This window comes from Paenibacillus glucanolyticus NBRC 15330 (genome assembly GCF_004000885.1).
In the GTDB taxonomy this organism is placed as follows: domain Bacteria; phylum Bacillota; class Bacilli; order Paenibacillales; family Paenibacillaceae; genus Paenibacillus_AQ; species Paenibacillus_AQ glucanolyticus.
In genome coordinates, this window is record NZ_BIMC01000010.1 from 15017 (window position 1) to 26456 (window position 11440).

9 protein-coding genes are annotated in these 11440 nt (G+C 49.2%); all 9 read right to left on the reverse strand.

Going from position 1 to position 11440, the window contains the following annotated elements:
• Positions 1–10: 10 nt before the first annotated feature.
• The 9 genes from PGL02S_RS15605 to treC all read right to left on the reverse strand — a co-directional run bounded on the left by PGL02S_RS15605 (position 11) and on the right by treC (position 11294).
• Complete coding sequence (locus PGL02S_RS15605; protein WP_006210063.1) at positions 11–1015, reverse strand: ABC transporter permease; 1005 nt, start codon at positions 1013–1015, stop codon at positions 11–13.
• A 38-nt stretch (positions 1016–1053) separates the two neighbouring features.
• Positions 1054–2718, reverse strand: a complete 1665-nt coding sequence (locus tag PGL02S_RS15610) for an ABC transporter substrate-binding protein (RefSeq protein ID WP_036642661.1) — start codon at positions 2716–2718, stop codon at positions 1054–1056.
• Positions 2719–2849: 131 nt separating this feature from the next.
• Positions 2850–3848, reverse strand: coding sequence for an ABC transporter ATP-binding protein (locus tag PGL02S_RS15615; protein ID WP_036642663.1), 999 nt, complete (start codon positions 3846–3848; stop codon positions 2850–2852).
• Complete coding sequence (locus PGL02S_RS15620; RefSeq protein WP_036642666.1) at positions 3845–4834, reverse strand: ABC transporter ATP-binding protein; 990 nt, start codon at positions 4832–4834, stop codon at positions 3845–3847. The genes PGL02S_RS15615 and PGL02S_RS15620 overlap by 4 nt, the downstream gene beginning before the upstream one ends.
• A gap of 439 nt (positions 4835–5273) precedes the next feature.
• Positions 5274–5741: a hypothetical protein gene (locus PGL02S_RS15625; protein WP_051449286.1), complete on the reverse strand. Its 468-nt coding sequence runs from the start codon at positions 5739–5741 to the stop codon at positions 5274–5276.
• 70 nt (positions 5742–5811) lie between these two features.
• The gene (locus PGL02S_RS15630; RefSeq protein WP_036642669.1) at positions 5812–6594 is read right to left on the reverse strand and encodes an SDR family NAD(P)-dependent oxidoreductase; all 783 of its coding nucleotides are present in this window, start codon (positions 6592–6594) and stop codon (positions 5812–5814) included.
• Between the two features lie 139 nt (positions 6595–6733).
• Positions 6734–7471: a trehalose operon repressor gene (gene treR, locus PGL02S_RS15635; RefSeq protein ID WP_036642670.1), complete on the reverse strand. Its 738-nt coding sequence runs from the start codon at positions 7469–7471 to the stop codon at positions 6734–6736.
• 62 nt (positions 7472–7533) lie between these two features.
• Positions 7534–9555: a PTS system trehalose-specific EIIBC component gene (treP, locus tag PGL02S_RS15640; protein WP_036642671.1), complete on the reverse strand. Its 2022-nt coding sequence runs from the start codon at positions 9553–9555 to the stop codon at positions 7534–7536.
• Positions 9556–9581: 26 nt separating this feature from the next.
• Complete coding sequence (gene treC / locus PGL02S_RS15645) at positions 9582–11294, reverse strand: alpha,alpha-phosphotrehalase (protein WP_036642673.1); 1713 nt, start codon at positions 11292–11294, stop codon at positions 9582–9584.
• Positions 11295–11440: the final 146 nt, after the last annotated feature.

Sequence of the window (11440 nt, forward strand, 5' to 3'; positions counted from 1 at the left end):
AGCTTCCCTCCTACCGGTAGCGGATGCGCGGATCGACTGCTGCATACAGCAAATCCACAATCAGATTGATGACAACGAATATAAAAGCGATGATCAGAATCCCGGACTGAATAACCGGGTAATCCCGTGAGCTGATCGCTTCATAAATATAGCGGCCGACACCAGGCCATGCGAAGATGGTCTCCGTTAATACCGCTCCCCCAAGCAAGGCGCCCGTCTGCAGGCCGATAACCGTAAGCACAGGGATGAAGGCATTCTTGAGCGCATGCTTGTAAACAACGAAAAATTGGGACAGTCCTTTGGCTTTAGCCGTGCGGACAAAATCGGAATTCATGACCTCCAGCATGCTCGATCGCGTCATCCTGGCGATAACCGCCATCGGGATGGTGCCCAGCGCCACGCTGGGCAGTATCAGATGTTTGACTACCGTCCACAATTGATCGAAGCGTCCGGCAATGATACTGTCAAGCAAGTACAAATTCGTAACGGCTTCTACCGGATCACGCTGATTCATCCGACCGATCGAAGGCAGCCAGTGCAGTTCCAAGGAAAATATCCACTGCTCCATCAATCCAAGCCAAAAGATGGGCATCGAAACCCCGATCAATGCGACCAGCATACTAATGTAATCAAACCATGAATTGTGCTTCCAGGCGCTGATGATTCCCGCATTGACGCCGAAAAAGATGGCAAAAGCCATGGCGGCAAACGTTAATTCAGCGGTTGCTGCCAAATACGGCGTGATTTCTTCGGCAATCGGCACCCTGGTACGGATGGATTGCCCAAGGTCTCCCTGCAGCAAATCTCCGATATAGGAGAAATACTGCTGATACCACGGATTATGAAGTCCCAGCTGCTCACGAAGAGCCTCCTTGGACTGTTCCGTCGCCTTTTGTCCCAGAATGGTCTCCGCGGGATCGCCCGGAATGGCATGAATGATAGAGAACACGATGATGGTCATCCCGATCAGAACCGGAATCATGATGAATATTCGCTTCAATATATAGGATTTCAAGATAGATTCACCTGCCAAAGGCGTTGTGGTACAGCCCGTTATTCAAAATAAACGTTATAATAGTATTCCGTTCCTGTAGGAGCCGGTACGTATCCCTTCACATTTGCTTTGGCTGCAAGGAGAGGTGTCGTATGCACGAGCGGTACCCATGGTGCATCCTCTTTAATGATGACTTGAGCTTCTTTATACAGCTCCTCGCGTTTGGTCTGTTCGGTTTCCTTTTGAGCAGCAATCAAAATTTCATGGAGCTTGTCACTGGCATAATAGCTGTAGTTATTGGATGGGATGGCATCTTTGTCAAGCAGTGTGTACAGGAAATTGTCCGGGTCTCCGTTGTCTCCCGTCCAACCGAGCATGAAGAGGTCGTCTTTTTCTCCGGCTTGCGCATCATCCAGATACGTCGCCCATTCGGGTGATTCGATTTTGACCTTCACACCGATTTTCTCGAAATCAGCCTGAATCACTTCCGCTACCTTTTTACCATCCGGCATGTAAGGACGAGGAACCGGCATCGCGTAGAAGGTGTATTCGTCCGGCAATCCGTTCGGGTAACCCGCTTCAGCCAGCAGCTGCTTCGCTTTTTCCAAATCGTATTCATAATCCTGAATACTGTCGTTATACCCCCACAGAGATGGCGGCAATGGATTGACGGCAGGTACGGCCTGTCCAGCGAAGAAGGCGTCGATAATCGCTTGTTTGTTGACGGCATAACTCAGGGCTTGTCTTACTTTCACGTCGTCAAACGGCTTTTTCTTGAGGTTGAAGCCAACATAACCAACGTTGTTGGAGGGACGTTCGATCTTCTGCAGATCCGGATTGCTTTCAAGTGTTGCCAAGTCGTCCGGACTCAAATCTTCCATCAGGTCGATTTCTCCGCTTTGCAGCGCATTGAAGCGTGCAGAGTTGTCGGGAATGGAGCGAACGATCACTTTATTCAGCTTCGGAAGTCCTTCTCTCCAATAGTTCGGGTTCTTCTCCAGTGTAATCGAATCATTGCGTTTCCACTCTTTGAACACAAAAGGTCCTGTGCCAACCGGCTCGTTCTTGAAGCTGGCTTGTTTCTCTTGAATCGCCGTAGGGCTGGCAATGCCGAAGGAGGTCATCGCCAGGTTCTGCAGGAATGGTGCTTGCGGCTGATTCAGCGTAAATTCAACGGTATTGGCATCCACTGTTTTAACTTCCTTGATGACCCGTTTTCCATCGGGACCAAACATTGAGTCATAATAGTCAAAGGAGTCGCCTTCATACTTGTATTCGCTCTTTGGATCGGACCAGCGGGTGAAATTGAATACCACGGCATCCGCATTAAAATCGGTTCCGTCATGAAATTTCACGCCTTGGCGAAGTTTGAAGGTATACTTCAGCCCGTCTTCGGAAACCGTCCAGCTTTCGGCGAGCGATCCTTGAACCTCGGTTGTTCCTTCCTTATATTCCAGCAAAGAGTCGAACACTTGGTGCGTGATTTTGAGGGATTCGCCGTCTGTTACAATCGAGGGGTCAAGGGATGAGGAATCCCCGCCCCGTCCGACAATCAACGTATCCTGTGTGGACTGTGACGGGTTATTCGGTTCTGTTGTTTCTCCCGTATCCGTTCCTGCTGCACCATTATTGCCGCTGCTCTTACTGCCGCTGCAACCCGCAAGGGCAACAACGGTGCATAACATCAATACCATAACGAGACTGCTCCATCTTTTCACTTTCATATTCTGGCTCCCTTCTATTCAACCGAATATTTCATTTGTTTATATGATGCCGGACAACTTGTCCAGACTATAAACCGGAAAGAAGAAAAGTGCTTCGACAGCTATAAATAAATGGTTGCGATACGTACGTCTTATATCGCTTTATCGGTTGCATTCGCCCCGTTATACAAATGGCAGGCTGTCAGATGGGCGGGCTCGGTTTCCTTCAGCTCGGGCCGCTCGTTCAGGCAAATGTCCATCACCATTGGACAACGTGTGTGAAATGCGCAGCCAACAGGCGAGTTTGCAGGGCTTGGCAGCTCTCCCTGCAGAATGATTCGTTCGGTTTTGATATCCGGGTCCGGCTGAGGCACCGCGGAAAAAAGCGCTTTCGTATATGGATGCTGCGGCGAGGAATAGAGTGTATTTTTCTCGGCAATCTCCACGATCCGCCCGAGGTACATCACGGCAATTCGGTCACAGATATGCTTGACCACACTCAGGTCATGCGCGATAAAGATATAGGTAAGGCCAAATTCCTCCTGCAAATCCTGCAGCAAATTAACAATCTGCGACTGGATCGACACGTCCAGTGCCGAGACGGGTTCATCCGCAACGATCAGCTTGGGCTGGAGCGCCAATGCCCTGGCAATGCCAATTCGCTGACGTTGTCCGCCAGAGAATTGGTGCGGATACCGCTGAAGATGGCTATGCGTCAAGCCGACGACATCGATCAAGCGGCTGATGATGTTTTGTCGCTCTTTTGCATTCCCTACTCCATGCACGATGAGCGGTTCCTCCAATATCCGCTGGACAGTATGCCGCGGATCCAGAGAAGAGAACGGGTCCTGAAACACGATTTGCATATCTTTGCGCTTCCGCCGAAGCTCTTCCGGGGATAGATCCGTGATATCCTGCCCATCAAACCGAACCCTGCCGGACGTCGGCTCAATCAGCCGCAGCAGAGAACGGCCCGCAGTGGATTTGCCGCACCCGCTTTCCCCTACCAATCCAAACGTCTCACCTTTTTCCACGGAAAACGAAATATCGTCAACGGCTTTGACGACTTGCTGCTGCGATCTTCCGAACCACCGACTTCCCAGCGGGTAATATTTCTTGAGATGCTCCACGTGCAGTAACGGTTCGCTCATACGACTTCCTCCTTCGGCGTTTCGTGCAACCAGCAGCGGCAGCTATGTGCCTCTTCATATTCCTTCAGCTCCGGAAGCTTCTCCAAGCACAGCGGCATCACGTTCTGACATCGCTCGGCAAACCGGCAGCCCTTCATCTGTGTATTCAAGACCGGCACGTTGCCGGAAATGGAGAACAGCCGGCGATGCTGCTCATTCATCCTGGGTACCGACTTGATAAGACCCTGAGTATACGGATGCAGCGGTTTTTTGAATATATCCCGCACACTCCCTTCCTCAACCACCTTCCCGGCATACATTACTGCTACCCGATGACACATCTCCGCGACAACACCTAGATCATGCGTGATCATCATCACCGCGGTTTGATATTCCTCATTCAAGCGGCGGATCAAATCCAGAATCTGAGCCTGAATCGTCACATCCAGCGCAGTAGTCGGCTCATCGGCAATGAGCAGTTCAGGATTGCACGAAATCGCCATCGCAATCATGACCCGCTGTCGCATCCCGCCGGATAGTCGATGGGGGTATTCATCGATGATCTCCACTGCCCTTGCAATGCCAACCTTTTTCAGCATCTCAACCGTATGCTCTCGAGCGTGTTTCCTGCTTAGCCCCCGATGGAGGCGAATGGTCTCGCCAATTTGCTGGCCGACCGTAAAGAGCGGATTAAGCGACGTCATCGGCTCCTGAAAAATCATAGAAACGGCATTGCCGCGAATAGTACGCATCTCACGTTCTTTGAGCGGGACGATATCCTTCCCTTTAAACAAAATCGAACCGCCAGTGATTCTACCTGGAGGCTGCGGAATCAGCTTTAATACCGAAAGCGCTGTGACACTCTTGCCGCAGCCTGATTCGCCAACAACTCCAAGCACTTCTCCCGGCCTAACATATAGGCTCACACCATCCACGGCGGGTATTTCACCTCGGTCCGTAAAAAAGTGCGTGTGCAAATCCTGAATCTGCAAAATAGGTTGACTCATATTACAGCCTCTTTTCTGTAGATAAGATAGATTTTGCAGCCTTTTTCGACTCATCCTTCCATAGCCCGTGACCTTTCGACGAAAATCAGCATAAAATTGAACTCAGGTCAATTAATATGTCAAAAACTCTAACATCAAACCAAATATAGTTTATTTGATATGTTACTTTACATCATTTTTTTAGGTTAGACAAGAAATATTTACTATATTTTCTATGTTATGTTCATGAAAGATTTTACAAAAAACTAGAATGGGCTACTAGCCTGACAGCCAGAATTCAGCCAATGGAAATATCATGCTATAGAATTCATTAAATTAATATTTCATATCATGAATTCAATATAATTCGGCAACTGCTCTCCATTTAGCAAACAAAAAAAAGCATCTGATCCAAGATCAAATGCTTTAAAAGTGATTTCGCAACAGGTTTCATCGGACTCTACCACGCTGTGTGAGGGTGTCTTCGCATGAACTCAATCATACGGGCATCAACAGGTACACTCACATGCTGAAGTGCCTTTATCACAGCTCCGGATGCGGCCGACAATTCAGGAGCCTTGTAAACATACTGTTTATTTTTCCCAAATCGCAGGCTCTCATTAAACTTTAGTTTCATATAGGGACTGTTCACGACACTGCCAATTCCCGTAACCGATACGTGATCCGATTGAAAGAACGATCCCAGAATCTCGACGCCTACCATGATTTGCTTCATGGCTTCATCACACACATTCTGGGCCAATGGACTTCCGGCTTCAGCTGCAATCGTGATGATTGGTGCCATGTCTCCAAACTTCTTGTTGCGCTCCTTACTCTCTTCCATAAATCCTGCGGCCGCCAAGAGGCGAAGCTGCTCCATATTCTCAACATTCCAATAGCTCTGAACGCTTTCGAACCCGTGTTTCATCCGATTGTTGAATATTCCCGGCCAGTATTTGGTACACCCCGAGATCCTCCTGAAATCCTATTCTGGCGCCTTACAAAGACGGGGCTGAACCGCCGTCGATATTGATGGAAGTTCCGGTTACATAGGAGGCCGCGTCGGATGCCAAAAAAACGATGACTTTTGCGGCTTCATCCGTATCTCCAATGCGTCCCAGCGGAATCTTGTGGCGCGGGTCCCGAGCATATTGCTCCCATGAGAGCCCTGGCTCCTCCCGCTTCCACCGCTCCTCCAGCTGTGCACTGCGGATCGTTCCTATGCATACCGTGTTTACTCTGATTTGATCGGATGCCAGATCATGACTCATGGCCTTGGTCATGGCCTGTCCGGCTGCACGGCTGACACTGCTCGGCATGGACGAAGCCGGCGGCGTCTTGGCCCAGGACGTTGTGACATTGATAATCGCCCCGCCGCCAGACTTACGAATATGCGGAATCGCAGCACGCGAAAAGCGAATGGCGCCGAACAGCTTGAGATCCAGATCGGATGCCCATTGTTCGTCTTCAATCAGCTCGAATGGCTTCGCTGCCGCGGTTCCCGCGTTGTTCACCAGGATATCGAGTCGACCGAAATGTTGAACGGTATCCCTTACCGCCGTCAAGCATTCCTCGGATTGAGTCACGTCCGCCGTTATCGTCAGCACCCGAGATCCGCTTGAATCTCGAATATGTTCAGCCGCAGCAGCTAATTGCTCTTCATCCCTTGCACAAATAGCCACCTTTGCGCCTTCAAGAGCAAACGTGACTGCCGTTTCAAGGCCAATGCCCCGGCTCCCTCCGGTAATCAATACAACTTTGTCTTTGAGTCCTAAGTCCATATATGATCGGCTCCTTTACTTTGATATTCCGAATCGTTGTCACTATCATACCTTCAACAAGGGAGATGATTTTCCCTCCTTCCGCTGCTACAACAGCAAAAGCCGCGATCTCATCGCGGCTGCTTGACACTTCTATCTTTTATTTGTTCCAATGCTCCACATTGGATTCTCTTCTGGCAAAATCGACAAACTGGAATTTATCTAACCGGTGTCTCGATTCCGTATATTGAAAGAGTGTTGTATCCTCCAGATGAACGTAACCCCGAACTACGACGACATGTGTATCGTTTCCAAGATCCATGTAATCGTGGTCCATGGTTGTAGCACGTTCAACAGAAATTATTTTTTTGGCATAACTGATTTTCAAATGCAATTCTTGCTCAAGATATTGAAAAATAGAATCGCCGGTAATTTCCTTCGTCAAACCCGTGACGATGTCGGCAAGCAAACAATCAATATCCAGGATGATGCGTTCCCCTTCGATCTCCCTGGCGCGAATCACCTTCCACACGAGCTGGTCCGGACGGATTTGAAGCTCCTTCGCTATGCTCTCCCCTGCAGAGACGCATTTCGTTTCATACACAAAGGTTCGGCTTCTTCTGCCTAACCGTTCAGCCATCTCTTTATAACTGACCAGACCCGATACCGGAAAGTTCAATCTGCCTGTATCCAGAACAAAGGAGCCTTTGCCTTTAACCTTGTGGATATACCCATTTTGCGCGAGCAAATTAAGTCCTTTGCGAACCGTTTCCCTTGTAATCTGATAGGTGGCGGCAAGCTCGTTCTCCGATGGCAGTTTACTGCCGGCCTGGAGAATTCCCGTATCGATTTGTTCGGCATAATCTTTGTAAAGCGTCCAATAAATATTGTTTGTCATCCCTTATCACCATCAGCTATTGTACCATGATCCAGCGATGATTACATGCTCCACTGGTACCGTCAGATTTCAGAATGCAAAACGGCTTGAAGCACGCGGGTCTGACCTTGAACGGCCTCTCCTTCATACTCCACAACCTCCTGAATGAGTTCCTGTCCATCCGGTACGATGATCGGCGTGATGACAGGCAAGCCGGCTTGTTCAATACGATGGATATCGAATTCAAGCAGCAATTGTCCCTTGGTTATGGCATCCCCCGTCTCTACATGGGCGATGAATCCCTCCCCTTTTAAGGAGACGGTGTTGATTCCCACATGGATCAGGATCTGGACCCCGTTAGTATCGGTCAAAATAATCGCATGTTTGCTCTTCTTGATCAGATGAGCGACCTGACCGTCAAACGGTGCGTAGACTTTCCCTTCCGACGGAATGATGGCAATACCTTGCCCCATTTGTTTTTCAGCGAACGCAGGGTCCGGAACTTCAGCCAAAGGTACGACTTTACCGTTCATCGGCGCAGCGATATCCACCATTAGCTTCTTGGAAGCATCGGCTGAAGTACTTGCCTCAGAAACAGGGGGTACGGAAGAACGAGTTGGGGCTGCAGTCGCACTGCCCGTCCGTTCATTTTCAACGTTATCTTGGGGAATTTCCTTCCCTTGGTTTCTGATTGGCCTCGACATCTGGTAACGTCCGAACAACAAGGTTCCCGTGAACGGAACAACCAGTACAATCGCCATCCCCAGGAAGAACACGCCCCACTGGTTAGGGAATATGGACAGGAAGCCCGGAATACCGCCGACTCCGATCGAAGAAGCCAGAACGTTGTTGACTGCCAGCAGCACGCCGGCAATTCCGGATCCGACCATACCGAATATAAAAGGATATTTATGACGAATGTTTACCCCGAAGATAGCTGGCTCGGTTACGCCCAGAAAGGCGGAGATCGATGACGTAACAGCAAGCCCTTTGGCCTTCTGTTCCTTCAGAATGAACATCATGGCAAGCGCGGCCGCACCCTGTGCAATGTTGGACAAGGCCAGCATCGGCCACAAGAACGTTCCTCCGTTACTGCCGATAAGCTGGAAATCTACCGCAAGGAACGTATGATGCATTCCCGTGATAACCAGCAGCGCATACAATCCGCCGTATATCAGGCCGCCAAGAGCGGCAAACGAATCGAAAATGCTAACCAGTCCTGAAGTGAGGACGTTGCCAATGGCAAAGGTGATAGGTCCCACCAGGATAAATGCGAGGAAGCCGGTGACCAGCAAGGCAACGGGCGCCACAATAAGCAGCTTGATGGAATCATGAACACGCTTGTCCAGAAACTTCTCGATCTTGGCTAATATATAAGCGGAGACCAGAACAGGCAGCACCTGACCCTGATATCCGATCTTCTCAACGTCAAAACCGAATAAATTCCATACCGGAACCGTGCCCTCCAGTTTGGCGTCCGCATACTGATAGGCACTCAGAAGATCCGGATTAACCAGAATCAATCCCAATACGATCCCAAGCAGCGGGTTGCCCCCAAACTGCCGTACCGCCGACCAGCCGATCAGGACGGGAAGAAAAGTAAATGCCGTACTTGCGATAAGATTGATAATAGATGCCACATCCGCCCATTCGGGATGCACCTGAATCAGGGATTGTCCTTCGTAGAAGATACCTGGACCCGTAAGCAGATTATTAATGCCGAGCAGCAAACCTGCCATGACAATCGCCGGCAAAATCGGAATGAAAATATCCGCTAGCGTCTTAATGGCCCGCTGAATCGGATTTTGTTTCTTGCTGGCAAGGGTCTTCACATCATCCTTGGATGCTCTTGTTCCACCGGTTATATCCATCATTTCATTGTAGACCTGGTCCACCAGACCTGGTCCGATAACAACTTGAAATTGACCCTGAGAGGAGAACTGCCCCTTCACCAGATCGTTCTCATCCAGAGCTTTGGTATCAACCTTACTGTCGTCCGCAAGGGCAAATCGTAATCGTGTAACGCAATGCGTGGCGGCTTCAATATTGTCTTTTCCACCGATTGCTTCGACAATTCGCTCCACATTTTTGCGATCAATGGCCATAGCTGTACGCTCCTGACTATATTAATTTAGTTGGTTTCAATAAGCCACATATAAGAGGCATATGGTTGAAGTTTCACGACCTTGGCAAGCTCCGGTTGTTCCGTCGTATTGCGGATAAGCAGCTGCGCGGAAGCCATGTCCGGTTTCCCCCACATATTCGGTGGCAGTTCGTACGAAACGCTGCGGCTGCTAAAGTTGGAAATTACTATGAGCGTCTGCTCTTGCGTTCTTCTGGCATAGGCATAGACCTCGGGATGTCCTTGATCCAGCCGAACGTATTCCCCGTCGGTTAGAACAGGAAGGTTCTTGCGCAGCTCAATGAGCTGGCGATAATGGTGATATATCGAATGCGGATCCTCCACTTGAGCTTGTGCATTGATCAGGGGATACCGCTCATCGATCTTGATCCATGGCGTGCCTGTCGTAAAACCGGCCTGATGACCGTCATTCCACGGTATAGGCAGTCTGGAATTATCCCGGGACCGTACGGTCACGATATGGGCAGCTTCTTCCGGCGTTTTGCCCTGCTGCTGAAGAATCTCGTACATATTCAATGATTCGATATCCCGAAATTCAGACATATCATTCCATTTGGGATCCGGCATCCCGATTTCTTCCCCTTGATAAACATAAGGAGTGCCTTGAAGCCCATGAAGCGTAGTAGCAAGCATCTTCGCACTTTCTGTCCGGTATTCCTCATCATCCGTGAACCTTGTAAGCGCGCGCGGCTGATCATGGTTGTTCCAGAACAGAGCGTTCCAGCCTCCGCCTTGCTGCATGCCGGTTTGCCAATCGGATAGCACCTTTTTCAGCTCCTCAAAATCATAAGGCTTGAGCTCCCATTTTTGCCCGTTCGGATAATCCACCTTCAGATGGTGGAAGTTGAAGGTCATCGAGAATTCGTTCTCCTTCGGATTCGAATAACGGATGCAATGTTCAAGGGTTGTAGAGGACATTTCCCCGACCGTAACCAGATTATACGGTTTGAACACTTTTTCATTCAGTTCCTTGATATACTCATGCACCCGCGGTCCGTCGGTATAAAATTTGCGGCCGTCTCCGGGAGACACGGAGCCGTCATCATCCGGGAAATCTGGGTCTTTCGATATCAGATTAATGACATCCATCCGAAATCCGCTTACGCCCTTGTCCGCCCAGAACCTGAGAATATCAACGACTTCCTCTCTGACCTTCTCGTTCTCCCAGTTCAGATCCGCCTGTGTCTTGTCAAAAAGAGTCAGGTAATATTGCCCTGTGCCTTCGTCATACTGCCAGGCAGGTCCCCCAAACTTGGACTTCCAGTTATTGGGCGGACCTCCATCGGTTCCGGGATCTCGCCAGATGTAATAATCGCGATAGCGATTATCCCTGGATGTTCTTGCCTCTTTAAACCATGGATGCTCGGTGGATGAGTGATTCACAACGATATCGATCATCAAGTGCATATTTCTCTTTTTCAATTCTGCTACAAGTTCGTCGAAATCTTCCATGGTACCGAAAGCGGGATCAACACTGCAATATTCTGCAACATCGTAACCGTTATCATTTTGCGGAGAAACGTAGACCGGCTGGAGCCACACGATATTGATACCAAGCCCCTTTATATAATCAAGCTTCTCCATAAGTCCGCGGATATCGCCTGTACCACGGCCAGTTGTATCATTAAAGCTCTTCGGATATACCTGATAAACGGTGGAAGTTCTCCACCAATCCTGGAGCGGGTTCCCTATGGTATGCATAAAACGGCGTCCTCCTCATCATCTTGTATATACAGGTTGTCTATGAAGAAATAATAACATGTATATACAGGTTGTCAACCATCTATCAATTAAATACCCATTTTTGCAACAATTAGACGACCACTCACAAAAATAAACAAGACAAA

Excerpts from the sequence above, each read along its gene's own strand:
- treR (WP_036642670.1), bottom strand. The coding sequence starts at position 7,471 with ATGACAAACAATATTTATTGGACGCTTTACAAAGATTATGCCGAACAA.
- PGL02S_RS15630 (WP_036642669.1), bottom strand. The coding sequence starts at position 6,594 with ATGGACTTAGGACTCAAAGACAAAGTTGTATTGATTACCGGAGGGAGC.
- PGL02S_RS15610 (WP_036642661.1), bottom strand. The coding sequence starts at position 2,718 with ATGAAAGTGAAAAGATGGAGCAGTCTCGTTATGGTATTGATGTTATGC.
- PGL02S_RS15615 (WP_036642663.1), bottom strand. The coding sequence starts at position 3,848 with ATGAGCGAACCGTTACTGCACGTGGAGCATCTCAAGAAATATTACCCG.
- treP (WP_036642671.1), bottom strand. The coding sequence starts at position 9,555 with ATGGCCATTGATCGCAAAAATGTGGAGCGAATTGTCGAAGCAATCGGT.
- treC (WP_036642673.1), bottom strand. The coding sequence starts at position 11,294 with ATGCATACCATAGGGAACCCGCTCCAGGATTGGTGGAGAACTTCCACC.
- PGL02S_RS15625 (WP_051449286.1), bottom strand. The coding sequence starts at position 5,741 with ATGAAACACGGGTTCGAAAGCGTTCAGAGCTATTGGAATGTTGAGAAT.
- PGL02S_RS15620 (WP_036642666.1), bottom strand. The coding sequence starts at position 4,834 with ATGAGTCAACCTATTTTGCAGATTCAGGATTTGCACACGCACTTTTTT.